This window comes from Lentzea sp. NPDC020367 (assembly GCF_044387305.1).
In the GTDB taxonomy this organism is placed as follows: Bacteria; Actinomycetota; Actinomycetes; order Mycobacteriales; family Pseudonocardiaceae; genus Lentzea.
On the sequence record NZ_JBIRVV010000001.1, the window covers coordinates 1,188,124 to 1,212,729 of the forward strand.

Annotated in this window: 26 protein-coding genes; 13 read left to right on the forward strand and 13 right to left on the reverse strand. The window is 69.9% G+C overall.

Annotated features, from left to right (window positions below):
* Window positions 1-16 precede the first annotated feature (16 nt).
* Both ACH413_RS05385 and ACH413_RS05390 read right to left on the reverse strand, forming a co-directional pair.
* Window positions 17-1,429: an MFS transporter gene (locus ACH413_RS05385; protein ID WP_360036342.1), complete on the reverse strand. Its 1,413-nt coding sequence runs from the start codon at window positions 1,427-1,429 to the stop codon at window positions 17-19.
* Between the two features lie 54 nt (window positions 1,430-1,483).
* The gene (locus tag ACH413_RS05390) at window positions 1,484-2,245 is read right to left on the reverse strand and encodes a glycerophosphodiester phosphodiesterase (protein WP_360036345.1); all 762 of its coding nucleotides are present in this window, start codon (window positions 2,243-2,245) and stop codon (window positions 1,484-1,486) included.
* A 252-nt stretch (window positions 2,246-2,497) separates the two neighbouring features.
* On the opposite strand from ACH413_RS05390, the gene ACH413_RS05395 reads away from it, so the two are divergent.
* The 3 genes from ACH413_RS05395 to ACH413_RS05405 all read left to right on the forward strand — a co-directional run bounded on the left by ACH413_RS05395 (window position 2,498) and on the right by ACH413_RS05405 (window position 5,572).
* The gene (locus ACH413_RS05395) at window positions 2,498-2,839 is read left to right on the forward strand and encodes a hypothetical protein (RefSeq protein ID WP_030475304.1); all 342 of its coding nucleotides are present in this window, start codon (window positions 2,498-2,500) and stop codon (window positions 2,837-2,839) included.
* Window positions 2,840-2,911: 72 nt separating this feature from the next.
* Window positions 2,912-4,912, forward strand: a complete 2,001-nt coding sequence (locus tag ACH413_RS05400; RefSeq protein WP_360036348.1) for an EAL domain-containing protein — start codon at window positions 2,912-2,914, stop codon at window positions 4,910-4,912.
* A 21-nt stretch (window positions 4,913-4,933) separates the two neighbouring features.
* Window positions 4,934-5,572: a VOC family protein gene (locus ACH413_RS05405; protein WP_360036351.1), complete on the forward strand. Its 639-nt coding sequence runs from the start codon at window positions 4,934-4,936 to the stop codon at window positions 5,570-5,572.
* On the opposite strand, the gene ACH413_RS05410 is transcribed toward ACH413_RS05405, so the two are convergent.
* Window positions 5,565-5,954: a hypothetical protein gene (locus ACH413_RS05410; protein WP_360036354.1), complete on the reverse strand. Its 390-nt coding sequence runs from the start codon at window positions 5,952-5,954 to the stop codon at window positions 5,565-5,567. The two genes, ACH413_RS05405 and ACH413_RS05410, sit on opposite strands and share 8 nt — an antisense overlap.
* Window positions 5,955-5,969: 15 nt before the next feature.
* Complete coding sequence (locus ACH413_RS05415; protein WP_360037250.1) at window positions 5,970-6,434, reverse strand: PPOX class F420-dependent oxidoreductase; 465 nt, start codon at window positions 6,432-6,434, stop codon at window positions 5,970-5,972.
* Window positions 6,435-6,444: 10 nt separating this feature from the next.
* Between ACH413_RS05415 and ACH413_RS05420 the strand changes: the two genes are divergently transcribed.
* Window positions 6,445-7,287, forward strand: coding sequence for an alpha/beta hydrolase (locus tag ACH413_RS05420; RefSeq protein ID WP_360036356.1), 843 nt, complete (start codon window positions 6,445-6,447; stop codon window positions 7,285-7,287).
* 1 nt (window position 7,288) lies between these two features.
* Here ACH413_RS05420 and ACH413_RS05425 read toward each other — a convergent pair whose 3' ends face one another.
* Window positions 7,289-8,101 (reverse strand): DUF6159 family protein, encoded by an 813-nt coding sequence (locus ACH413_RS05425; protein WP_360036359.1) that lies wholly within the window; start codon window positions 8,099-8,101, stop codon window positions 7,289-7,291.
* 103 nt (window positions 8,102-8,204) lie between these two features.
* The gene (locus ACH413_RS05430) at window positions 8,205-9,461 is read right to left on the reverse strand and encodes a GGDEF domain-containing protein (RefSeq protein ID WP_360036362.1); all 1,257 of its coding nucleotides are present in this window, start codon (window positions 9,459-9,461) and stop codon (window positions 8,205-8,207) included.
* A 150-nt stretch (window positions 9,462-9,611) separates the two neighbouring features.
* Here ACH413_RS05430 and ACH413_RS05435 point away from each other — a divergent pair, with 150 nt between their 5' ends.
* A complete protein-coding gene (locus tag ACH413_RS05435; RefSeq protein ID WP_360036365.1) occupies window positions 9,612-9,767 on the forward strand; it encodes a hypothetical protein in 156 nt (51 codons plus the stop codon).
* 55 nt (window positions 9,768-9,822) lie between these two features.
* Here the strand turns inward: ACH413_RS05435 and ACH413_RS05440 are convergent, their stop codons facing one another.
* The 3 genes from ACH413_RS05440 to ACH413_RS05450 are packed head-to-tail and all read right to left on the reverse strand — an operon-like array spanning window position 9,823 to window position 14,021.
* A complete protein-coding gene (locus ACH413_RS05440) occupies window positions 9,823-11,037 on the reverse strand; it encodes an MFS transporter (RefSeq protein ID WP_360036368.1) in 1,215 nt (404 codons plus the stop codon).
* Window positions 11,038-11,040: 3 nt separating this feature from the next.
* Entirely contained in the window at window positions 11,041-12,522 is a 1,482-nt protein-coding gene (locus ACH413_RS05445) for a carboxylesterase family protein (RefSeq protein ID WP_360037253.1), read from the reverse strand.
* 5 nt (window positions 12,523-12,527) lie between these two features.
* Window positions 12,528-14,021 carry a carboxylesterase family protein gene (locus tag ACH413_RS05450; RefSeq protein ID WP_360036371.1) on the reverse strand — a complete coding sequence of 498 codons (1,494 nt, stop codon included), beginning with the start codon at window positions 14,019-14,021 and terminating at the stop codon, window positions 12,528-12,530.
* Between the two features lie 138 nt (window positions 14,022-14,159).
* Between ACH413_RS05450 and ACH413_RS05455 the strand changes: the two genes are divergently transcribed.
* Genes ACH413_RS05455 through ACH413_RS05470 form a run of 4 tightly spaced genes read left to right on the forward strand, consistent with a single transcriptional unit; the run spans window position 14,160 to window position 17,539 of the window.
* Window positions 14,160-14,816 carry an HAD family phosphatase gene (locus ACH413_RS05455; protein ID WP_360036374.1) on the forward strand — a complete coding sequence of 219 codons (657 nt, stop codon included), beginning with the start codon at window positions 14,160-14,162 and terminating at the stop codon, window positions 14,814-14,816.
* A complete protein-coding gene (locus tag ACH413_RS05460; protein WP_360036377.1) occupies window positions 14,813-15,817 on the forward strand; it encodes a phosphotransferase family protein in 1,005 nt (334 codons plus the stop codon). Before ACH413_RS05455 ends, ACH413_RS05460 begins: the two co-directional genes overlap by 4 nt.
* The gene (locus tag ACH413_RS05465; protein ID WP_360036380.1) at window positions 15,817-17,028 is read left to right on the forward strand and encodes an acyl-CoA dehydrogenase family protein; all 1,212 of its coding nucleotides are present in this window, start codon (window positions 15,817-15,819) and stop codon (window positions 17,026-17,028) included. Before ACH413_RS05460 ends, ACH413_RS05465 begins: the two co-directional genes overlap by 1 nt.
* A gap of 4 nt (window positions 17,029-17,032) precedes the next feature.
* Entirely contained in the window at window positions 17,033-17,539 is a 507-nt protein-coding gene (locus tag ACH413_RS05470) for a GNAT family N-acetyltransferase (RefSeq protein WP_360036383.1), read from the forward strand.
* Here the strand turns inward: ACH413_RS05470 and ACH413_RS05475 are convergent.
* Genes ACH413_RS05475 through ACH413_RS05490 form a run of 4 tightly spaced genes read right to left on the reverse strand, consistent with a single transcriptional unit; the run spans window position 17,536 to window position 21,405 of the window.
* Complete coding sequence (locus ACH413_RS05475; protein WP_360036385.1) at window positions 17,536-17,889, reverse strand: VOC family protein; 354 nt, start codon at window positions 17,887-17,889, stop codon at window positions 17,536-17,538. The genes ACH413_RS05470 and ACH413_RS05475 overlap by 4 nt on opposite strands.
* A 10-nt stretch (window positions 17,890-17,899) precedes the next feature.
* Window positions 17,900-18,613, reverse strand: a complete 714-nt coding sequence (locus ACH413_RS05480) for a poly-gamma-glutamate hydrolase family protein (protein WP_360036387.1) — start codon at window positions 18,611-18,613, stop codon at window positions 17,900-17,902.
* A 60-nt stretch (window positions 18,614-18,673) separates the two neighbouring features.
* Window positions 18,674-19,522, reverse strand: coding sequence for an LD-carboxypeptidase (locus ACH413_RS05485; protein WP_360036390.1), 849 nt, complete (start codon window positions 19,520-19,522; stop codon window positions 18,674-18,676).
* The gene (locus tag ACH413_RS05490) at window positions 19,519-21,405 is read right to left on the reverse strand and encodes a prolyl oligopeptidase family serine peptidase (protein ID WP_360036393.1); all 1,887 of its coding nucleotides are present in this window, start codon (window positions 21,403-21,405) and stop codon (window positions 19,519-19,521) included. The genes ACH413_RS05485 and ACH413_RS05490 overlap by 4 nt, the downstream gene beginning before the upstream one ends.
* 78 nt (window positions 21,406-21,483) lie before the next feature.
* Between ACH413_RS05490 and ACH413_RS05495 the strand changes: the two genes are divergently transcribed.
* From ACH413_RS05495 to ACH413_RS05510, 4 genes are all read left to right on the forward strand, one after another.
* Window positions 21,484-22,050, forward strand: coding sequence for a DUF3090 domain-containing protein (locus ACH413_RS05495; protein ID WP_360036396.1), 567 nt, complete (start codon window positions 21,484-21,486; stop codon window positions 22,048-22,050).
* A gap of 1 nt (window position 22,051) precedes the next feature.
* Entirely contained in the window at window positions 22,052-22,837 is a 786-nt protein-coding gene (locus ACH413_RS05500; protein ID WP_360036398.1) for an SCO1664 family protein, read from the forward strand.
* A gap of 151 nt (window positions 22,838-22,988) precedes the next feature.
* Window positions 22,989-24,023 (forward strand): S66 peptidase family protein, encoded by a 1,035-nt coding sequence (locus tag ACH413_RS05505; RefSeq protein ID WP_360036400.1) that lies wholly within the window; start codon window positions 22,989-22,991, stop codon window positions 24,021-24,023.
* A gap of 153 nt (window positions 24,024-24,176) precedes the next feature.
* A complete protein-coding gene (locus ACH413_RS05510) occupies window positions 24,177-24,605 on the forward strand; it encodes a hypothetical protein (RefSeq protein WP_360036403.1) in 429 nt (142 codons plus the stop codon).
* Window position 24,606: the final 1 nt, after the last annotated feature.

Consider the following 24,606-nt stretch of genomic DNA (forward strand, 5'->3'; position numbering starts at 1 on the left):
GACCGTGGAGTGGACGTCAGACGAGTGCGGGTTCGTTGTTGCCGACGGCTTTGATGGCGCGGCGGACGGGCACGAAGATCAGCAGGACGAACCCGGCGACGAAGAAGATGATCAGGGCCAGGATGGCGGGCCGCAGGCTGCCGGTGGCCTGGCCGACGCCGGCGAAGACCAGCGGGCCGAGCCAGCTGGTGGAGCGTTCGCCGACCTCGTAGAGCGAGAAGTACTGGGCTTCGCGGCCGGGGGGCACCATCTGGCTGAACAGGCTGCGGGACAGGGCGTTCGTGCCGCCGAGCACGATGCCGATGCCGGCTGCGACGAGGTAGAACGAGGTTTCGTCGCCCGCCTTGACGAAGAAGGCGGCGGTGATCACGACGATCCAGACGATCAGGGAGCCGAGGATCGTCTTCTTGGCGCCGATGCGCTTGGCGACGAAGCCGTGCAGGACGCCGCCGACGAAGGCGACGAACTGGACGATGAGGATCACGGTGATCAGCGTCTGCTGTTCGAACTTGAGCTCGACGCTGCCGTACTGGGCGGAGACGTTGGCGACGGTGGCGATGCCGTCGGTGTAGATCAGGTAGGTGCCGAGGAACGCGAGCGTGAGCGGGAAGGCCTTGGCCTGCCGCAGGGTCGTGCCGAGTTCCTTGAAGCCGGCGGAGATCACCGAGGCGCCGTGCTCGGCGCCGTGGGGGCGTTGGTGTTCGGTGAGGGCGCGCAGCGGGATGATCGTGAAGGCCGCCCACCAGATGCCGGAGATGACGAACGCGATGCGTGCGGCGTCGCCGGAGGTGATGCCGAGGGAGTCGGCGGACAGGGTGATGCCGAGCTGGATGGCGAGGGCGACGCCGCCGCCGAGGTAGCCGAAGGCCCAGCCGCGGCTGGAGACGGCGTCGCGTTCGTCGGGGGTCGCGATCTCGGGCAGGAAGGCGTAGTAGACGACGACGCTGGCGCCGTAGCAGATGTTGGCGATGATGAAGAAGACGACGCCGAGCTTCCAGTTGGTGCCTTCGACGGTGGCGAGCGCGATGGTGGCCGCGGAGCCGGTGAAGGCGAAGAAGCCGAGCATCTTCTTCTTGTTCTGGGTGCGGTCGGCGATGGCGCCCATGACGGGCAGCACGAGGACCTGGACCACGGTGGCGATGGAGAGCAGGTAGCCCCAGAGCGAGCCGGAGGGGAACTGCAGGCCGAGGATCGTGACGTCGCAGTGGTCGAAGGCGTTGTCGTTGGCGCACGGGTTGGTCCCGTTGAGCGCGCTGTCGGCCTTGGCGGCGTTGGTCGCGATGCTCGTGAGGTACAGCGAGAGGAAGACGGTGATCACGGACGTGGGGAACACGGAGTTCGCCACGTCGTACCAGACCCAGCCGCGTTGTTCTTTCTTGCGGCGCCCGGCGTTGTTGGCGTCGGCGGCGTCGTCGCCCTTGACCTTCATGTCGGCGGACTGTACTTGTCCGCCGACGCGGCTGATGATCGGCTGTCCAAGCTGTTACCAGCTGTTGCGGGACTGGAGAACTCGGCGCAGGACGTCGGGCCTGTCGGTGACGAGTCCGTCGACGCCGAGGTCGAGCAGGGCGCGCATGTCGGCTTCGTCGTCGATGGTCCAGACGTGCACTTCGAGTGCTCTGCGGTGGGCTGCCTGGACGAACTTGCGGTCGACGATGTGCAGGCGTCCCTGGCTGACGGGGACCTGGGCGACCTGGCCGCGGACGGCGAGTCCGGCGAGGGGGATGCGGCCGGCGGCCCAGAGTGCGCCGGCGGAGCGGGGTCCCATGGAGGTGAGGAGTTCGGGGCCGGCGATCTTGCGGAGGCGGGCGAGGCGGTTGTCGGAGAAGCTCGCGAGGCAGACGCGGTGCAGTGACTTGGCTTTGCGCAGCAGGGTGATGATGGGTTCGACGGCGTTCTCGGACTTGACGTCGATGTTGAAGAACGTGTCGGGGAGTTCTTCGAGGACGTCGGCGAGGCGGGCGATGGGTTCGCGGCCGCCGACGCGGGCGTGTCGGACTTCGGTCCAGGGCAGGTCGGAGACGATGCCGTGGGCGTCGGTGGTGCGGTCGAGGGTGTGGTCGTGGTGGACGACGACGTGGCCGTCGGAGGTGGCGTGGACGTCGGTCTCGATGTAGCGGTAGCCCTCCTGCACGGCCCGGCGGAAGGAGCTCAGGGAGTTCTCCATGCCGGTGAGGTCGTCGACGTGCCAGCCGCGGTGGGCGAAGGCGCGGGGGCGCGGGCCTGCGAGGTAGGGATGTGTCACGTGACAAGAGTGTGCCTTCCGGCGGTGGCTCACGAGTGGACGGTGGGTGGCGACACCCTTTCTTCTTTTTCTCTATTGCTTCAGTGCGGTCTGAAACTAAGGTTTTCGTCGGCTGGAACGACGGAAGTTGATCAAACCCCTCCAAAAACAGGCACCAACGGCCCGCCGGGTAGTGTCCGGTTCCCTACGAAGGTCTGGCTTTCTGGCGCGTCGCTGGATGGCGCACACCGCTATTCGCTACCGTCGCGCGCCATGGAGCGCTCCATGGAGGCGGATGAGCCCAGGCACTGTGCGTGGTGCGGGAGGCGGTTGCCGGGGAGTGGGAGGATCGGCCGGCCGCGGAGGTACTGCGCGCAGCCGTGTCGTCAGCGCGCGTACGAGCGCAGGGCGGCGTTGCAGCGGGGTGGTCTGCCGGAGGACGCGGTGGTGCTGAGCACCGCCGAGCTGGCGGATCTGCAGGACAGGTTGTTCCAGCTGCGGTGCGCCGCGGAGGATGTGGTGACGGCGGCGCAGGACGGGGCCGAGAACGAGGAGCTGAGGAAGCTGGCCGCGGAGCTGGTGGAGTCGGCGAAGGGTTTGGAGCGGCTGAGATAGCCGTTCGTACAACAGCGAACTGACCGGCGTAGCGGGTTGCTTACGTCCGGTGATCGGACGATCATGACGCGCGTGACCTCCTACTGCCGCACGGTGCTGGACCGAGCGGGTGTCGGCTATGCCGTGACGGATTCGCGCGGGAACCTGTTGTGGTGCAACCGCGCGTTGGGTGCTGTGCTGGGGGTTCCGGTCGAGCAGGCGTACGGCCGGTCGTTGCCGGCGTTGCTCCCCGGGGTGCCCGAGGTGCCCGCTCCCGCTCGTGAGGTGCTGGTACCGGGTCCGAAGTGGCTCGAGGTGCGGTGCTCGCGGCTGGGTGACGATCTGATGTACGAGGTCGTGGACGTGTCGGCGTGGCGTGATCGTGAGTTGACGGTGACGCAGGAGGCGGACGCGTTGCGCCGGGCTCAGGCTCTGGGGCGCATGGGGACGTGGGAGTGGTCGATCCGCGAGGATCGGGTGATCTGGTCGGACACCCTGCTGGAGATGTTCGGGTTCTCGGCGGGGACGGCGTTCGACTTCGAGCTTTATTCGCAGCTGGTGCATCCGGACGATCTGCCGATGATCGAGGAGACGCTGGACGCGGCGCTGAAGACGGGTTCGGTGTTCACGTACACGCATCGGATGTTGCGGCCGGACGGCAAGGAGCGGGTGTTCGAGTGCTTCGGTGAGGTCGTCGTCGGTGATGACGGGACTCCGTTGCGGGCTTTGGGTACGGCGCACGACGTGACGCAGTCGTCGCGGGTGCACGACGAGCTCGTGAGGATGGCGGAGCAGGATCCGTTGACGGGTCTGCCGAATCGCCGGGCGTTGACGCGTGCGCTGGAGCAGGAGCTGGCGAACAACGGTTCGGGTGCGCTTCTGGTGCTGGATCTGGACAACTTCAAGGATGTCAACGATCTGCGTGGTCATGCGGTGGGTGACCGGGTGATGCGGATGCTGGCGTCGGCGTTGCAGTCCCGTTTGGGTGACAGGTTGATCGCTCGTCTGGGTGGTGACGAGTTCGCGGTGGTGTTGCCGGGTGCGTCGCCGAAGGACGCGTCCGAGGTGGCGGACGGGTTGCGGGACGCGGTGGCGGGTTTTCCGCTGGCGGGGATCGGGACTCCGGCGCGGATCACGGTGAGCACGGGGCTGGCGGAGTTCGGTCCTGGTGACTCGTGGGAGCTGGTGCTGGCGAACGCGGATCTGGCGTTGTACGCGTCGAAGGCGGCGGGCCGGGACCGGGTGACGGTGTACGAGCCGAACCACTACGCGGACACGGTGAAGCGGGTCAGTGTGCTGGACCGGTTGCGGGCGGCGTTGGCGGGCAACGGGTTGGCGCTGTACGGCATGCCGATGGTGGAGCTGACGACGGGTCAGGTGCTCGGGCACGAGTTGTTGTTGCGCCTGGAGGACCAGCAGGAGCCGTATCTGGGTCCGGCGGACTTCCTGCCGGTGGCGGAGCGGTCGAACCTGATCCTCGAGGTGGACCGGTGGGTGCTGACGACGGCGATCGACGCGTTGGTGGCGCAGCCGGATCCGCGGTTGCGGTTCAACGTCAACGTCTCTGGCCGGACTCTCGAGGACCCTGACTTCGGGAACTTCGTGCTGGACAAGCTGGGTTCGGCTGGGGTGGCGCCGGGCCGGCTGGGTCTGGAGATCACGGAGACGGCGGCCGTCACCAACCTCGACGCCGCGGTGACGCTGGCGACGCAGCTACGCAGCTTCGGCTGCCGGATCACCCTGGACGACTTCGGTTCGGGGTTCGGGTCGTTCGTGCACCTCAAGCACCTGCCGATCACGGGTATCAAGATCGACGGCGAGTTCGTGAAGGGCATCGAGACCAACGACGCCGACGCGGTGCTGGTGTCGGGGATCGTGCAGATCGCGAACGGGCTGGGGTTGTCGGCGGTCGCGGAGTGGGTGGAGCGGCCGTCTCAGGTGGAGGCGTTGAAGCGGCTGGGTGTGCGGGTGGGGCAGGGTTTCCACCTCGGCAAGCCGATCCCGCTGCGTGACGTGGTGAGTGCGGAGCGCATGCCGCCGAATGGCGCATTGTCGTCTCAGGTGGTCGGAGCAGAGGATGGGGCGCGCTCCTGATCCGCGCCCGATGGGATTTCCGTGTCGTCTTGTGGTCTTCGTCGTCTTGAGTTGAGCGTTGCCGAGCCTGAGTCGTCGGTGGATTTCTTCGCCGGTGTTCTCGGGTGGACGGTGATCGCGGAGCCCGGTGGGTCGTTCTCGGGCTGGGTGGGTGATCGGCTCGCGGCTCAGGTCGTTGCGGGGGACCAGGGTTGGCGGGTGTTCTTCGGTGGTGACGAGCCGCGTGACCTGATCGGGAACTCCTCTGTGGACTCCGGCCGGGTGTTGCACGGTCCGTGGGCGCCGCCTCCCCGGCACGGTGAGCCGTGCTGGGTCGAGTTGATGGTCGAGGCGCCGGACGACGAGTTCTGGACCGGGGCGCTGGGCTGGGAGGTCGATCCGGCGACGGAGGACTTCGTGTTGTTCACGTCGGCGCGGCATGGTGATCCGCGTTCGGTCGCGGGCCGGCTGACGACGACGCGTGCGCGGGGCTGGCAGACGTACTTCGCCGTGGACGATGTCGCGGCGGCGTGCGCGAAGGTGTCCGAGTTGGACGGTCGTGTGCTGCTGGAGCCCACGACCGTGCCGACCGGGTTGATCGCGTCGATCGAGAGCCCGCACGGCGGCTCGTGCGTGTTGCTGGAGAAGCCGGCGGGCTGGGGCGGGACGTGGTCTAGCTAGCCGGGTCGCGGTCGAGGAAGGCGACGGCGAGCAGGACGAGGCCGGTGGCGATGCTGACGCCGGTGTTGATCAGCAGGTCGGAGGTGGCCATGCCGATCTCGCGGCCCCAGTAGGCGAGTTGTGAGCCCGCGTCCCAGAACAGGTACATCAGGGCGTTGAGGACGATGAGCTTGCGCCGGTCGGTCGCGCGGCTCAGTCCCATGGCGATGATGGTGATCGCGATGATGAGGACGTGGTAGCCGGCGACGGAGTACCACTGGAACGCGCGCGTCGGTGTCATCTCGCCGCCGAGGTAGGCGCGGTCGGTGAGTTCGGGGCTGAAGGTGAGCACGACGGCCTGGAGCAGGTTGAAGGCGATGTAGACCCACAGGACGATCTTCATCCAGAGCTTCACGGGTCAGGCGTCCAGTTCGGGTGGGAAGCCGCCGGTGGCGATGGGGCCCCAGCTGTCGATGGTGATGCGGATGAGGGACTTGCCCTGGCGGAGCATGGCGGCGCGGTACTCGTCCCAGTCGGGGTGCTCGCCGGCGATGCAGCGGTAGTACTCGACGAAGTCCTCCAGCGCTTCGGGCAGGTCGAGGACTTCGGCGGTGCCGTCGATCTGGACGTAGGCGTCGTTCCAGTCGTCGGAGAGCACGCACATGGTGACGTGGGGGTTGCGGCGGGCGTTGCGGACCTTGGCGCGTTGCGGGTAGGTCGCGACGACGATGCGGCCCTGCGTGTCGACGCCGCAGGAGACGGGGGAGACCTGCACACCGTCGGTGCTGCTGCGGCGGGTGATGAGGACGCCGTGGTGGCGGGTTGCGAGGAACTCGAGCAGCTGCGGCCGGTCGACGAGGTCGGCCGTGGCGATCTTCGGCATGATGTGCAGCATGGCACGCTTCACCTCGTTCGACGGCACCGAACTCGCCTATCGAGAAGCAGGGGACGGCGTCCCGCTGGTGGTGCTGGCGGGTGGTCCCGGGCGGGCGTCGGAGTACCTGGAGACGCTGGGCGGGCTGGACGCGTCGCGGCGGTTGGTGGTGCTGGACAACCGAGGTACGGGCTCCTCGGACGAGCCGGCGGATCCGTTCACCTACCGGCGGGACATGCTGGTGCGGGACGTGGAGATGCTGCGCCGTCACCTGGGCCTGGACGTGATCGACGTGCTGGGGCACTCCGCGGGTGCCGGGATCGCGATGGGGTACGCGGCGGACTACCCGGACCGGGTCGGGAAGCTCGTGCTGCTCACCCCGGCGTTGCGCAGTGTCGGGTTGTCGCCGGAGCAGAGCGACTGGGACACGTTCCTGGCCACCCGCGCCGATCAGCCGTGGTTCGAGGTGGCGACGGCGGCTCTGGAGCGCAACGCGGCCGGGGACGACTCGGTGCGCAACCGGGTGGCGGCGTCGCCGTTGCTGTACGCGCGGTGGGACGAGCGGACCAGGGCGCACGCGGACGCGGAGCTGGGGCAGTGGAAGTACGAGGTCGCGCTGGGCTACAACGCCGAGGGTGCGTTCGTGCCGGGTGTGCTGCGGCGGGCGATCGCGGACTTCGGGCATCCGGTGCTGGTGTACGCGTGCGAGGTGGATCCGATCTCGCCGGTGCGGCGCTGTGTGGAGCTGGCGGCGTTGTTCCCGGACGCGACGCTGTTCGTGCACGAGGGTGTGGGGCACTACCCGTGGGTGGAGGACCCCGAGACGGTGTCGTCGCGGATCGAGGAGTTCCTGGCGGGCTAGCTCAGGTGGTCAGGAAGGACTCGCGAGGATCGAGGTCACCGAGCACTGCGGACACCGTTCCTTGCGCGGCGAACCGGTACAGGACGGTCTGGTAGATCCCGTTGAGGGTGGCCAGCACGACGGCGACGAGCAGTACCCACGCCGCGGACAGCAGCACGCAGACGTAGAGGGCCGTGGTGCCGCCGACCAGCGAGCCGAGGCCGATCACCACGGCGACACCCGCCACGGCGGCGACCACCCCGAGCAGGCTCAGACCGGCGTAGCCCGCGATGTTCTCGCCCCAGGTCCGGCGCAGCAGATCGGCGGAGCGCTTCGGCGCGTCGCGCAGTGTCACGTCTTCGAGCGTGAGCACGGGGAGCACGAGGTAGGCGATCAGGTTCCAGCCGATCTCGGCGAGCACTCCGAGGAACCGCAGGGCGAAGTCCGCGTATCCCTCGATCGCGCGCAGCACGGCGGACGCGGTGAGTGTCAGCACCGACCAGGTCAGCAGTCGTGGCCAGCGCCGTCCCGCTGCCACCAGCCCGGCGCCGATGCGGGCGTGCTCGCCGCACAGCGCCACGTTGGCCTGGGAGATGAGCGCGGCCTTGAAGAACGTGGTGACCATGGTGATCGCGAGGAAGCATCCCGCGAGGAGCAGCGCCCAGACCGCTGGGCCGGGTCGTTGCGCGGCGGAGAACGCCGGCGTCAGGACGGCGGTGGCGACGAGCAGCACCGTCACCCCGGACAAGATCGGGAAGGCGGAGATGCGCGGTTGCGTGCGCAGCACCCGCCACGAGGCTTTGAACATCATGAAAGCCGTGGCCCAGTAGCCCATTGAAATCCCCCAGGATTTGATCGAGGGGGAAGCCTAGACGCAGCCGGCCGTCGTGCCGGGCGGGTTCGCGAAGTTCGCGCGGAAAGATCGTTTCCGCGGCGGGCTAGCGGGCGGCGGCGGTGGCGACGCGGTCGCGGCCGTTGTTCTTGGCCTGGTACAGCGCCTCGTCGGCGGCCAGCAGCAGCGGGCTGAGCTCGGTGGCGATGTCGGGGAACACCGCGGCGCCGACGGAACCGGTCAGGCCGGTGATGACGCGGGTGTTGCCGAGGCGGTCGACGACCTCGACCTCGAGGCGGGCGATGTCGAAGCGGATGCGTTCGGCGGTGGCGCGGACCTCGGTGGTGCCGACGCCGGGCAGCAGGACCGCGAACTCCTCGCCGCCGAAACGGCCGACCAGGTCGTAGGACCGCACGGCGTGTTTGAGGGCGTCGGCGACGGCGCGCAGCACCCGGTCGCCGGCGAGATGGCCGTAGGTGTCGTTGATCTGCTTGAAGTGGTCGAGGTCCAGTATCAGCACCCCGACGGTGGAGACCAGGCGGCGGGCGCGGGCGATCTCGCGTTCGGCGACGTCGTGCCAGAAGGTGGCGTCGACCAGGCCGGTCTTGCTGTCGGTGCGGGCGGCGACGCGGAACTGCGGCAGCAGCAGGCCCATGTGCAGGGCCAGGACGGTGAGCAGCAGGATCGGCGAGAGCCACGGCCGGGCGGTGGCGATGATGGCGATGCCGGAACCGAGGCCGACCGACGCGGTCACGATGAGGACGTCGGAGGCGTGGCCGAGCGCCGTCTTGAGCGGGTTCTCGGGGTTGGTCATGATGATCGCGCCCACGACCAGGGCGTAGTTGACGAACCAGTAGAGGAATCCCGCGATCACGAGTGCTGTGAGGCCGCGTGGTCCGTCCAGATCGGACGGGTTTGAGGCGGAGAACATGGCCAGGACCCATTGCGCTGCGGCACAGCCAAGTACGACAGTGGCCGCGGAGAACAGTTTCCGGTAGAGAACAGCCCGGCGCTCGTACACCCGCAGCCACGCGTGCAGGTAGATGGTCACGACCATCAGGACGACCAGTGGCATCGGGAGAACGAGCACGCCCGCGAATTGCCACACCGATTGCATCTGCGCGTGAGGGACACCCTCAGAGGAGATTTCGCGGATGCGTTCGATTCCGCGCGCCGCTTCCAGATGAATGAGCGCTGCCGCGGTGAGGGCCGCGAACCAGGCCCAGTGGCGCACCTCGACAGGGGTAAGCCGTGCGGTCGCGAGCGTGACGAGTGCCGCGAGCACGGCAATCGTCACGACGTAGGTCAGCACGACAGGAGGAAGGGACCATAACTTCCACCGGCGCGGGTCGAGCCTAGGCACGCTGCCACCCCCACCGAAAACCATCAGGAACAAACCACTGTAGCTACCGGGTCACGCGAAGTCGTGGCTCCATGTGGGGGACCTCACCCCGAGTAGTCCTCGTGTTTTCACCCCTCATTGCACACCCCGCATTCCCACAAGGAGACGGTCATGATGAACCGCGCGCTGTCCACCGACTGGACTTTCACCTCCACTGACTGGACCTTCGCGAAGTCGACGGACTGGACCTTCAGCTCCGGTTCGACCGACTGGACGTTCATGGCGTCGACGGACTGGACGTTCGCGTCGACCGACTGGACCGTCTGAGCCTTGTGTGAACCGTGGTGGCGCAGGAGGGTGCCCCGACCGGCACCCTCCACCGTCACGGTGACGTTTGTGGTTGTGCGTGTCCGGCCTGCGTGAAGGCCTGCTTCCACTCCCACGCCGCGCCGGCCGCGGCCAGCACCCCCAGACCCGCGATGGCCGCGATGACGTGCGGTACCCGCCACCAGTGGGCCGCCGCCCCCGCCGCCGCGATCCCCAGCCCCTGCGACACCCGCAGCGCCGTGACGGCCAGGCCGAACGCCTGGCCGCGCGTCGCGTCGGGCACCGAGCGCACGAACGTCGCGTTGGCGAGCAGTTGATACCCGCTGGCCGCGCCCGACAGTCCGAGCAGCACCAACGTCCACGCCAGACCCGGAGACAACGCCATCGGCAGCAGCACCGCGCACGACACGACCGACAGCACCGGCATCCACCGCAGCCCCCGCCCGGCCGGCACGCGCGCGAGCACCACCATGCCCAGCGCGGTCCCGGCCGACACCACGCCGAAGATCGCCCCCACCGCCGCCGGACCCGCCCCCAGCTGGGAGGCCAGCGGCGCGGCGAGTGCCTCGGCGGGAATGTAGAACCCGGACACGCAGGCGAGCGCGACCAGCGCCCGCAGCCGCCGGTCACCCCACACCAGCCGCGCCCCGCCGAGCAGATCCGCGGGCCACGCCCGCACGTGCGGATGGCCCGGCGCGGGCCGGTCGAGCAGGAACACCCCCACCAGCAGCGCCGACACGGCGAACGTCACCCCGTCCGCGAGCAGCACCGGTCCCGGCCCCAGCGAGGCCACGAGCACGCCGCCACCGAGGAACCCGGCCACCTGCGCGGCCTGCGTGACGGTGCTCAGCACGGCCTGGGCCAGCGGATACCGTTCGTCGGGCAGGATGTTGGGCAGCACCGCCGCCCGCGCCGCCCCGTGGGGTGCGCCCGCGAGCTGCACCGTCACCAGCAGCGCCGCCAGCACCCACAACGGCAGCCCCGGTACCGCCATCAGCACCAACAGGGCCGCGCGCACGAGATCCGCGGCCACCATGACGCTGCGGCGGGCGAACCGGTCGGCGAGCCCCGAGAGCAGAGGCCCGCCGAGCAGGTCCGGCAGGAACGTCAACGCGTAGGTCAACGCCGTGAGGCCCGCGCTGGCGGTGCGGTCGTAGACGTGCACCGTCAGCGCGACCCTGGCGAACTGGTCCCCGGCCACCGACACCACGTGCGCCACGAACAGGGTGCGGAACTCGCGATCGCGGGCGAGTCCGCGGTAACCGGGCATGAGCTACAGAATGGACGACCAGAACCCGCATTGGTGATCCAGGGCGAAATCGGTGCCGCCGATCGCTCCGGGAGCCAGCGACTGCACGTCGGCCCGCCAGCCCGGATCACCGGTACGCGCGAACCGGCCCCACGCCGCGATCATGTAGTCCGACACCTTCCGCTGCTCGGGCGTCAGCGTCTGGCCCATGTCGAACAGCATCAGCAGCTCAGAGCCGTGATAAGCCCCGTACTCCGGGAACGGCGGCAGGTCCGGGAAGATCATCGGCACGTCCGGGTCGGCGAACTCGTACCCCGACACACGGGCCCGCCGCCCCAGCTCACCGCGCGCCGTCTGCGACGGGCACGCCCACCCCTTGTCGGTCAGCAGCTCGGCGATCTCGTCGCGCGCGTCACCGTTGCCGTTGACCGGATACCGTGCCGCGACCTTGGCCGCGTTCGCACCGAAGAACCAGGCCAGCTGGTCCTGGTAGGCGGTCTCGGGCAGCGGCTGCGGCCAGAACAACGGCGCGAACAACGTCATCTCGTCGTGCGTCGACCCCACCAGCGTCGGAACGTGGTGCATGCGGCCCGTGCGTTGCGCGACGATCGGATCGATCGGCAGCACCGCCGTGTCGTACGACGGCGAGGCGAACTGCTCGTGCACCGTGAGCAGCGTGGACACCGGCTGCGCCCGCAGGCACGCCACGTCCGCGCACCCGAGCACGCCGACGCCCGCCTTCTCCGTGTCGGCCCGGGAGCGCCACACGCCGGTGAACTCACCCGGCGCCGTGAACGACGGCAGGTTCAGCCCGCACGGCCCCGACTGGATGATCGCCTTCGCGAACAACCCCGCCGCCCGAGGCGACGCCAGCTGCGCACAGACGCTCAGTCCACCCGCGGACTCGCCGAACACCGTGACGTTGCGTGCGTCCCCGCCGAACGCACGGGCGTTGCGCTGCACCCACTTCAACGCCGCCTGCTGATCGGCCAGCCCGAACGCACCCGACCCGGCCAGCCCCGGATGACCGAAGAACCCGAACACCCCGAGCCGGTAGTTCACGGTGACCACGACGGCGTCGTTCCTGGACGCCAGCCACGTCGCGTCGTACATCGACGCCGCCCCCGACGTGAACCCGCCGCCGTGGATCCACACCATCACCGGCCGCGGTCTCGCCGCACTCCCCGCCGGCGTCGTCACATTCAGATAGAGACAGTCCTCCGTGTCCGACGACGGCTGCCCCAGCTGCGAGTTCTGCGCGCAGAACGGCGCGGGCGACGTCGCGTCCCGCACCCCCTGCCACCGCGCGGCAGGCTGCGGATCCCGCCACCGGTTCTCACCCACCGGCGCAGCGGCGAACGGAATGTTCCCGAACGTCCGCACCGCCTCGGTCACCTTGCCCCGCACAGCGCCTTTGTCCGTGCGCACCACCGCGCCACCGTCCGCGGCGGCAGGACTCACCAGCACCGCGCACGCCATCACGGCGGCCACGACCGCTGACAGCATCGTTCTCACAGCGACCCCCAGAACTCGCACTGGTGGTCCTTCGCGAAGTCCGCCGGCCCGACGGCGCCCGCGGCCAGCGACTGCACGTCGGCCCGCCAGCCCGGATCACCGGTGCGGGCGAACCGGCCCCACGCCGAGATCATGTAGTCCGACAGCTGCCGCTGCCCCGCCGTCAACGGCAGCCCGAAGTCGAACAGGAACGGCAGCTCGGAGGCGTGGAACGCCTTGTAGCCGCCGGGAAACGGCGGCATGCCGGGAAAGAACATCGGCACGTTCTGATCCGCGAACTCATACCTCGACACCCGCGCGTGCCGGTCCAGCTGCCTGCGCGTCACCGCCGACTCGCACGACCACGACTTGTCCGTCAGCAGCCTGGCGATCTCGTCCCGCGCGTCACCGTTGCCGTTCACCGGGTACCGCGCCGCGACCTTGTCCGCGTCCGCGCCGAACAACGCGCCCAGCGTCGCTCCGTACGCGGCCTCGGGCACGGGCTGAGGGAAGGCCTCCGGCGTGAACAACGTCATCTCGTCGTGCGTCGACCCCACCAACGTAGGAACACGGTGCATCCGGCCCGTGCGCTGCGCCACCAGCGGGTCGATCGGCAACACCGCCGTGTCGTAGGCGGGGGAGGTGAACTGGTCGTGCACCGTCAGCAGCTTCTCGACCGGCTGCGCCCGCAGGCACGCGAGGTCGGCACAGCCCACCGTGCCCACACCCGACCGCTCGACCTCGGCACGCGGCTTCCACAGGTGCGCGAACGTCCCCGGCTCCGTCGGTGAGGGCGCGTCGACCCCGCACGGCCCGGACTGGATGATCGCCTTGGCGAACAACCCCGCCGCCCGCGGCGACGCCAGTTGTGCGCACACGCTCAACGCGCCCGCCGACTCGCCGAACACCGTCACGTTGCGCGAATCACCGCCGAACGCGCGGGCGTTGCGCTGCACCCACCGCAGCGCCGCCTGCTGGTCCGCGATCCCGAACGTCCCGGAGCCGGCGAGTCCGGGGTAGCCGAAGAACCCGAACACCCCGAGCCGGTAGTTCACCGTCACGACCACGGCGTCGTTCTTGGTCGCCAGCCACCGCGCGTCGTACATGGACGCGCCGCCGCTGGTGAACGAGCCGCCGTGGATCCACACCATCACCGGCCGCGGCCGCGCCGCACTGCCCGCCGGAGTGGTGACGTTGAGGTAGAGGCAGTCCTCGGTCTGCGAGGGCGGCTGCCCCAGCCCTGCGCCCTGCGCGCACATCGGCGCGGGCGTCGTCGCGTCCCGCACCCCCTGCCACGCCGCGGCGGGCTGCGGATCCCGCCACCGGTTCGCACCCACCGGCGCAGCGGCGAACGGGATGTTGCCGAACGTGCGGTACGTGCTGGTCACCGTCCCGGCGACCGCGCCCTTGTCGGTCTTCACGATCCGTCCGCCGTCCGCCTGAGCGGCGGGGAACTGGCAGACGGCGAGCGTCATCGCGGCGGCCAAAGCCACCGTTGCGATCCTGGCCATGTGGACCCCCTTCGGGCTCGAACGTATCGGGGTCCGAGGGGACCGGAAACCGCATAAAGAGAACTTGTCCCATCCGCCGAAAGTCGCGGTCGCGCTCCCCGGTTGCCGACATACCGACCGGTCGGTACCCTCCGAGTCGTGGGTGACACAACGCTTCCGCAACAGCCACTGGTCGACGCGCTGATCTTCGACTGGGGCGGCGTCCTGACGGTCTCCGTGCCCGAGTTCGTCGGCGCCTGGCTGCACGCCGAGGCCATCGACCGCGACGTCTACGGCCGCATCATGCGCGAGTGGCTCAGCCGCGAGGCGCTCCCGGACAACCCCGTGTTCCGCCTGGAGACCGGCGAGCTGACGGTGCCCGAGTTCGAACGGCTGCTGGCCGCCGAGCTGATCACCACCACCGGTGCCAAGATCGACGAGGACGGGCTGCTCAAGCGCATGTTCGGTGGCGCGAGCCCCGACCCGGCGATGGTCGAGCTCGTCCGCAAGGCCCGCGCCGCCGGCCTGCACACCGCGCTGCTGTCCAACAGCTGGGGCGAGGGCTACCCGAAGGACCTGCTGATCGAGCTGTTCGACACCGTCGTGATCAGCGGCCGGATCGGCCTGCGCAAACCCGACGAGCGCATCTACCGTCACACCCTCGAGCAGGTCGGTGTCGACGCGGGGCGCGCGGTGTTCTTCGACGACGCGCCGATCAACGTCGAGGCCGCCCAGTCCGTCGGCATGCACGCGTTCCGCCACACGAGCGCTGAGAGCACCCGCGCCCACCTCGCCACCCTCGGAGTGAACCTGTGACCGACCTTCCCGGACTCGACCTGCGGGCACTGGCCGCACACCTGGGCACGGGCCCGCTGACCGGCGAGCTGTTCCGCGGCGGCCGCTCCAACCTCACCTACCGCGTCAGCGACGGCACCCGCACGTGGGTGCTGCGCCGCCCGCCGCTGGGTCACGTGCTCGCCACCGCCCACGACATGGCCCGCGAGTTCCGCGTCATCTCCGCGCTCGCCGACACGAACGTTCCCGTGCCCGGCGCGCACCAGCTCGTCGAGGACACCTCCGTCATCGGCGCGCCGTTCTACCTCATGCAGGAGATGCCCGGCGCCGCCCTGCGGGAACGCTCGCAGTGCCCGTGGATCACCCCGGAGCAGGCGCGCACGCTGTCCGAACGTCTCGTCGACGTGCTCGCCGACCTGCACTCCGTCGACCCCGCCTCCGTGGGCCTGCAGGACTTCGGCCGCCCGGAAGGCTTCCTCGCCCGGCAGGTCAAGCGCTGGGGCAAGCAGCTCGACGCCTCCCGCAGCCGCGACCTGCCCGGCATCGAGGAACTGCGCGACAAGCTCGCCGACACCGTCCCCGACTCGCCGCGCGCCGCGATCATCCACGGCGACTACCGCCTCGACAACGCGCTCGTCACCCAGGACCCCCTCGAGATCAGCGCCGTCCTGGACTGGGAGATGGCCACCCTGGGCGACCCGCTCGCCGACCTCGGCCTGCTCTACGTCTACTGGGCGGGCCTGGGCGCGGACAACGACCCCATCACCGGCGGCGTCACCTCGCTGCCCGGGTTCCTGTCCGCCGACGAGCTCGTCGCCCGCTACACCGCCCGCACCGGCACCGACACCTCCGGCCTGGGCTGGTACATCGCCTTCGGCTACTTCAAGCTCGCCGTCATCGTCGAAGGCATCCACTTCCGCTTCGCCAGCGGCAAGACCGTCGGCGCCGGCTTCGAAAAGCTCGGCGCGTTCACCGTTCCCCTCGTGCGGCAGGGACTCGCCGCCGCCCACAAGGAGCTCTAATGGACTTCGCCTACGACGCCAAGACCGAGGAACTGCGCACCAAGCTCCTCACGTTCATGGACGAGCACGTCTACCCGGCCGAAGCGGTCCTCGAGCAGCAGCTGCACGACGCCGCCGACCCGTGGGAACGCCAGCCCATCCTCGAAGAGCTCAAAGCCGAAGCCCGCCGTCAGGGCCTGTGGAACCTCTTCCTGCCCGACCCCGAGCACGGCGCGGGCCTGACGAACCTGCAGTACGCGCCGCTCGCCGAGATCACCGGCCGCAGCCCCCACCTCGCCCCCGAGGCCCTCAACTGCGCCGCCCCGGACACCGGCAACATGGAAGTGCTCGCCATGTTCGGCACCGACGAGCAGAAGAAGCAGTGGCTGCAGCCCCTGCTCGACGGCGAGATCCGCTCCGCGTTCTGCATGACCGAACCCGAGGTCGCCTCCTCCGACGCCACCAACATCGCCACCCGCATCGAACGCGACGGCGACGACTACGTCATCAACGGCCGCAAGTGGTGGTCCTCCGGCGCGATGAACCCGAACTGCGCGATCTTCATCGTCATGGGCAAGACCGACCCCGACGCCGAACGTCACCGCCAGCAGGCCATGATCCTCGTCCCGCGCGACGCCGCCGGCGTCACCGTCAAGCGCGCCATGCACGTCTTCGGCTACGGCGACCACGCCCACGGCGGCCACGCCGAGATCGAGTTCGTCGACGTCCGCGTTCCCGCCTCGAACCTCATCTCCGGTGAGGGTGAAGGGTTCGCGATCGCCCAGGCCCGCCTGGGCCCCGGCCGCATCCACCACTGCATGCGCCTGATCGGCATGGCCGAACGCGCCCTCGAACTGATGTGCCGCCGCGCCTCCTCGCGCGTCGCGTTCGGCAAGCCCATCGCCGCCCAGGGCGTCGTGCACGAGTGGATCGCCGAGTCCCGCGTCCGCATCGAACAGGCCAGGCTCCTGGTCCTCAAGACCGCGTGGCTGATGGACACCGTCGGCAACAAGGGCGCCCACACCGAGATCCAGGCCATCAAGATCGGCACCCCCTCGATGACCGAATGGGTCCTCGACAAGGCCATCCAGGCCCACGGCGGCGCCGGCGTCAGCCAGGACTTCCCGCTGGCCGAACTGTGGGCCGCCACCCGCACCCTGCGCCTCGCGGACGGCCCCGACGAGGTCCACCGCATGTCGCTGGCCAAGCGGGAGCTCAAGAAGTACCTGTAGACACATGGATGTCACGCGAGGCGGGCCGGCCGACGCGCCGGTGATCTTGAAAATGCTCGACGACGCGCAGGACTGGCTCGCCTCGCAGGGCCGCAGCGGACAGTGGGGAACCGACCACTGGTCCGCTGCCCCGGCCACCGCCGAACGCATCACCCGGCTCGCCACCACCGGCACCGTGTGGCTCGGTGTGATCGACGACGTGCCCGCGGGCGTGATCATCACCTCCACCACGCCGCACGACTACGTGCCGCCCGCCGACGAACCCGAGCACTACGTGACCCTGCTGGTCACCGCACGCGCGTATGCCGGCAACGGTGTCGGCGCCGCACTGCTGGCCCACGCCCGCGCCGAAGCCCGTGCCGCCGGGGTCGGCCTGCTGCGCGTCGACTGCTACGACAGCGAGGACCACCGTCTCGTCGCCTACTACGAGCAGCAGGGCTTCACCTCGGTGTCCGCCTTCACCGCCCGGGACGGCACATGGCGCGGCCGCGTGCTCGCCGTGCGCGTCTAAAGGAACAGGCAGAACGGGTGCCCGTCCGGATCGATGAGCACCCGCACGTCCTCCTGCGGCTGCACGGCCGCGAGCACCGCCCCGCACGCCAGCGCGTGCTCGACCGCCGCGCCCAGGTCGTCGACCTCGACGTCCAGGTGCTGCGACGCCGTCTGCGCACCGTCCGCGCTCGGCCACACCGGCCTGCGGAAACACGCCTCGAACTCGAAGTTCAGCGTCAGCCCGCCCGGCACCCGCACCTGAGCCCAGTCGTCCTGCACCGCCCCCACCGAGGCGCCGAGCAGCCGGGCGTAGAACCCGGCGAGCTCGCGAGGCTGTGACGTGCCGATCGTGACCGACGTGAGGCGCACGGCGTCGACGCTAGTTGTTGAGGGCCTCACGCGCCGCCACAGCCGCACGGCAGGCGTGCACGAAGTCCCAGAACACCTCGGTCGTCGTGTGCCGCCGGTCCGAGCGCGAGTTCTCCTCGAACATCGCCGTGCGCAGGGGAGTCGTCAGCTCCAGCTGCGCGCCTTGGCGCGAACGGGTGCGGTTCGCGATGTTCGCCCGGTCGAAGCCGCCCAGGATCGGGTGGTCCACCGCGTCGATCGTGTGGAACCCCGCCCGCCGCAGCCGCGTCAGCAGCTCCAGCCGCAGCAACGCGTCCCGCCCGCCGACCAGCACCGCCCGGTCGTGGTCCTCCAGACCCGCCGCGGCCGCCGTGCAGCCGTGCAGGCCCAGCGCGTGCGAGGCCCCCGACACCAGCGTGCGGGCCACACGGTCGTCGCAGTTGGACGACGTCACGTGCAGCTCGTCGTTCGAGGCCGTGCGCAGGCCCTCGAACATCCAGTAGTCGTGGGTCTGGCCGATCGGCACGCGGGTGCCGGGGTGCAAACCCGCGATCGCGAGGCACAGCTCGGACGTTCCGACCTCGATACCGCCGCCGTGCGGGGCGAGGACGACCGACTGCGTACGGGGCCGGTGCCGCTTGAAGCGACGCCGGTAGTCCACCCGTTCCACCAGTCGGGGATCGGCGTAGAGGTCGGAGTTGGACGCGTAGACGTCTAACGCCGCCCACTGAGGCTGGGGTCTCATGGCGGCGGGAAGCCTACCCGGCGTCACCCGGACGGCCGCGGCCCACCGGGTGACCCGCGCTCACACCAGCGTCAACGTCCCCGCGCCCGCGTCGAGCTCCGCCCGCACACCCAGCGGCAACGACCACGAGCCCGGACAGTGCCCGAACCCGGCGTCACCCAGGATCGGCACCCCCAGACCCGACAGCCGGTCCGCCAGCACCGCCGAGACGTCACCGCAGTCCGTCCACGACCCCAGCACGATCCCCGACACCGGCTCGAACCAGCCCGCCCGCAGCAACTGCGTCAGGATCCGGTCCAGCCGGTACGCCTCCTCGCCGATGTCCTCCAGCAACGCGATCGCCCCCGCGGCGGGCGGCTCCCAGCGGGGCCCGCCCACCGACGCCGCCAGCAACGCCGCGTTCCCGCCCGTGAGCACCCCACGCGCCGTACCCGCCACCACAGGCGTGCCCGTCGTCCACGACCGTGTGCCCTCGAACAGCAGCGCACGCAGCCGTGACTGGGCCAGCGGATCGCCGACGAAATCAGCGGTGCCCGGCATCGGCCCGAACACCGTCGGCTGGCCCACGGCGTTGAGCTCGGCGTGCAGCACCGTCACGTCCGACGAGCCCACGAACACCCGCGGCGGCAAGTCCTTCCACGGCACGAGGTCCGTCATCCGCAGACACCCGTACCCGCCGCGCACGCAGAACACCGCAGACACGTCCGAACGCCACGCCGACACGAACTCCGCCGCCCGCGCCTCGTCCGACCCGGCCAGGTACGGCAACGACCACGGCCGCACCACCGGCGCCGTGACCTCGAGGCCCCACGACCGCAGCACGTCCACGCCCGCGTCGATCTTCGAAGCCAGGGCCGGGCCGGCCGGGGACACCAGCGCGACCCGATCCCCGGCGGAGAGCAGACTCACTCCGAGAGTTCCAGCACCGGCACACCGGGCGGGACGAACCCGAACGCCTGCCCGTAGAACGACAGCTCCGCCTCCAGCGCCGTCTTGATGTTCTCGGCCATCCGGAACCCGTGCTGCTCGCCCTCGAACGTGATGTACGCGTGCGGGATGCCCGACCCGGCCAGATCCGCGGCGAACCGGTCCGCCTGCTCCGGCGGGCAGATCTCGTCCTCCAGGCCCTGCAACAACAGCACCGGCCCCGACACCGACCGCGCCTTCGTCGACGGCGAACGGTCCCGATAGCGGTCGGCGGCCTCCGGCAGCGTGCCGACCAGGCCCTCCACGTAGCGCGACTCGAAGTCGTGCGTCTCGCCGCCCTCCGACGTCCAGCCGGCCAGGTCCAGGATCGGGAACGCCACCATGCCGCACCGGTACACGCCGGTCGAGGTCAGCGACGCCGCCGACGTCCAGCCACCCGCCGAACCACCCCGGATCCCGAGGCGCTGCGGATCCGCCGTGCCCTCCTTCGCGAGCTCCTGGGCCACGAACGCGCAGTCCTCCACGTCCACGACACCCCACTGCTCGCGCAGCCGCTCCCGAAACGCCCGCCCGTAGCCGGTGGAGCCGCCGTAGTTCACCGCCACCACACCGATGCCACGGCTGGTGAAGTACGCGATGTCCGTGTCGAGCTTCGGCAACGCACGCCCCGTGGGCCCGCCGTGCACGTGCACCACGTACGGCGGCAACTCACCCTCAGGCCCGGCGAAGTCCGGGTTCGACGGCGCGTACACGTACGCGGGGATCTCGCCGAACATCCGCTCCACCGGCACCGGCAGGTACGCCGACTCCGGCGACTGCTCGCCGCCGGTCAGGTACGAGAGCTCGCCGTTGGACAGGTCCAGGCGCACCACGGCGTAGTCCGACGTCGGCCCGGCCGCGCCGCAGATCACCACGCCGTCGCGCACCGACAGGTCCGCGGCCCACGTCGGCAGATCGGTCTGCACGTCGGTCACCGTCGCGGACCGTTCGTCGAGCACCGCCAGATGTCCCGACCGCACCACCAGGTACCGGCCCGGCGACAGCGTGGCGAACCAGCGGTTGCCCAGCCTCCACATCGGACCGCCCAGCTCCTCCTCGCACGGCGCCAGGTTCTTGCGCGTGCCGTCGGGGGAGACGCGGAACAGGTTCCACCAGCCGTCGGGGTCGGTCAGCGCCAGCAGGGAGTCGCCCTCCCACTCGAACTGGCACACCGCCTCGGTCTGCGACCCGGCCACGACCTCGTGCTCGGAGGAGCCGATCTCGGCGACGCAGAGTTCGGCGCCGTCCCACGGCATCTGCGGGTGGTCCCAGCCGATCCAGGCGAACCTCGTGCCGTCCGGGCTGATCTTCGGGCCGGTCATGAAGTGGTGCGAGGCACCGAGAACCCGGATCTCACCCGAGCGGGTGATCGCCACCAGGTCGCGGCGCACGTCGGTGCGCGCGTCGCCCGTGACGGACTCCCGCACGCACCACACCTCGCCGTCCGGGCCCGCCGACAGATCCGAGTACCGCACCCCGTGATGCCGTTGCGGCTCGGGCGTCAGCGGCGTGGGCTCGGGAGCGTCGGGGTCGAACACGTACACGCGCTGGTCGTTCCAGTGCGTGAACGCCACCCTGTCCTGCTCGAGCACCACGAACGGCCTGCCGCCGTACTCGTGCACCCGGTTGCGGGCGTTCCACGGCGCGGGCAGCACCTCGACGCCGTCGCGCACCAGCGCCACTCTGCCGCCCTGAGCCGCTCGGCTCTCCGCCCACCACACCTGCTCACCGTGCAGGTCGGCCCACTGGAACCCACCCCCCGGTTTGGAGGTGTCGCCGGCCGTGATCGGCGAGGTCCAGGTCCCGTACGAAGCGATCTTCACCACAACCCGACCCTATACGCGGAGTGTTTGGTGGGGGAGGACCTGCCGACGATCTCCGCGTGGCCTAGGGTCGTATCTGCCATGGCTCGTGTCATTCACGTATTCCGCGCACCCGACCGTTTCATCGCAGGAACCGTCGGGCAGCCCGGCGACCGCACCTTCTACCTGCAGGCCTCAGAGCAGAGCAGGTTGATCAGCGTCGCCCTGGAAAAGCAGCAGGTCCAGGTCCTCGCCGAACGCATCGGCTCGTTGCTCGAGGAGGTGCACCGCCGCTTCGGCGCCGACGTCCCCGAGGACGCGCCACCCGACGACCTCGACACCCAGCCCCTCGACGTGCCCGTCGAGGAGGAGTTCCGGGTCGGCACCATGGGCCTCGGCTGGGACGCCGAGTCCAAGGCGGTCGTCATCGAACTCCTCGCGATCTCCGAGGAGGAGGTCGACGAGGCCGTCGTGCTCGACGACACCGAGGAAGGCCCCGACGCCGTGCGGGTCTTCCTGTCGCCGTCCGCCGCCCGCGCCTTCGCCGAACGCGCCGACCGCGTCATCAACGCCGGCCGCAAACCCTGCCCCCTGTGCGCCGAACCGCTCGACGCGGACGGCCACATCTGCCCGCGGCAAAACGGTTACCGCCGCACCGAAGAAGACTGACGTGGACACCTCGTCGGCCCTGCACCTGCTCGAACACGGCCGCATCGAGGTCGAAGGACGCCTCGTCGACGCCTCCAACGCCACCTTGTTCTGCAAGATCTCGTTGGACGGCGTCGACGCCCAGTGCGTCTACAAACCCGTGCGAGGCGAACGGCCGCTCTGGGACTTCCCCGACGGCACGCTCGCCGGCCGCGAGGTGGCCACCTACCTCATCTCCGCCGCGTCCTTCGGCGTCGTGCCGCCCACCGTGCTGCGCCCCGGCCCGTTCGGCAGCGGCATGGTCCAACTCTGGGTCGAGACCCGCGAGGAAGACGAACTCGTCGACATCATCAGCGTCGACGACGTCAAACCCGGCTGGATCCCCGTCTTCCACGCCCACGACCGCTTCGGCGACCCGGCCGTGCTCGTGCACGCCGACCACCCCCGCATCGCCGAGATGTCCGCCTTCGACGTCGTCGTCAACAACGCCGACCGCAAAGGCGGCCACGTCCTGCACGCCCTCGACGGCTCCGTCTACGGCGTGGACCACGGCATCTGCCTGCACACCGAACCCAAACTCCGCACCGTCCTGTGGGGCTGGGCCCGCGAACCCCTCCCCGAGCACGCCGTGGACACGTTGCGCCGCCTGAGATCCGAACTGGACGGCGCCCTCGGTGAGTCGCTGCACGACCACCTGACCCGCGCCGAGGTCCGGGCCGTGGGGGAACGCACCGACAAGCTGCTGGCCGCCGGGGTCTACCCCGAACCGTCCGGCGACTGGCCCGCCATCCCCTGGCCCGCGTTCTAGTACGGGGGCGTGGGGGCGGTGTCGCGAGGTGTCCTGCTGAGCGTGAATTGCCCAGCCAACGTTCTGGGTCAGGCCACCAGCTCCTGTGATCTGCGTCCGGCAGCGACAAAGGACGCACTGTCCGCGCCCGGCGTTACTACGCTCAGCGACCATGTCGTTGATCAACCCGCCCAAGCCCCAGCCCGGCGACCGCGTGGCGATCGTCTCCCCGGCCGCGGGCCTGCCGGGCCTGTTCCCCCTCCCGCACGAACTGGGCCTGCAGCGCCTCAAGACCGAGTTCGGCCTGGTCCCCGTCGAGTACCCGGCGACCCGCAAGCTCGGCTCCACCCCGCGGGAGCGCGCCGCGGACCTGCACGCCGCGTTCGCCGACCCGTCCATCAAGGCGGTCATCGCCACGATCGGCGGCGACGACCAGATCACCGTCCTGCCCCACCTGGACGAGGACCTGATCAAGGCCAACCCCAAGCCGTTCTTCGGACACAGCGACAACACCAACCTGCTGACGTGGCTCGCGAACCGCGGCATGGTCGGCTTCTACGGCGGCAGCGTCATGGTCCAGTTCGGCCGGCCCGGCGCCATGCACCCCGCCACCGCCGACTCGCTGCGGGCCGCGCTGTTCACGCCGGGGGAGTACCGGCTCACCGAGTCCACCGCCTACGGCGACAAGGACAGCGCCTGGGAGGACCCCGGGGCGTTCGAGACGGAACCCGTCCTCGAACCCAGCGGCGGCTGGATCTGGCACCAGCCGCACACCACGGTCAAGGCCACGTCGTGGGGCGGGAACCTGGAGATCCTGTCGTGGCTGATGATGGCCGGCCGCGAGATCAACGCCCCCGAGCACTACGACGGCAAGGTCCTGTTCTTCGAGACCAGTGAGGAGATGCCGTCCGCGACCGAGGTCTACCGGATCCTGCGCAACATGGGTGAACGCGGCCTGCTGCGGCGATTCGCGGCCGTCTTGGTAGGGCGGGCCAAGGCCTGGTTCTTCACCAACCAGGACACCGACCGCGCCACCCACACCGCCGAACAACGCGAAGCGGTGCTCCAGGCCTTCGCGCAGTACGCGCCCGACACGATGATCGTGTTCGACGTCGACCTCGGCCACACCGACCCGCAGGTCATCATCCCGGTGGGCGGCACGATCGAGGTCAACGGCCCGGACCGCACGATCACCGTCACCTACTGACGGTGGCGGTCATCCACGACCTATTCCTTGCCCATTGATTTTTGCGTATTGAGATACCGCCGGGGTTTGACGCGCGGATGATCGTGCCCTTATCTTCTGGAGGCGTTCTGACCTGCGTGAACATTCGAATTGTGAATGCGGGAACCGGTGGACATGACCTATTTCGAACGGATTGTCGTGGTGGGCGCCGCCGAACTCGGCGCGTGGGCGGCCTCGTGCCTCGCGCGACGGTTCGGGCCCGTTGACCTGATCGGCCCCGGCGCCGCGACGCTTGCCGGCATCGGGGTCCGGCGCTACCCGCACGCCACCGTCCGCGAACTGGACCTCGACACGCCCGCGGTCATCGTCGACAACGACGGCGGCCGCCTGCAGCGGCTGGTGTGCGACCGGCTCGTCGTGGCCGGGTGGCCCGTGCCGTTGCTGCCGGTCAACCGGTGGGTCGTCGACGGCAAGGTCGCCATCGCCGGCGACGGAGCCGATCTGCGGCTGCTCTCCACGTGCTTCGACGCCAACGGACTGTGGCGCCCAGCGCTGGCCGACTACCAGTTCCGACGCCAATCGGGAGCGAACTCGCTAATCTGAG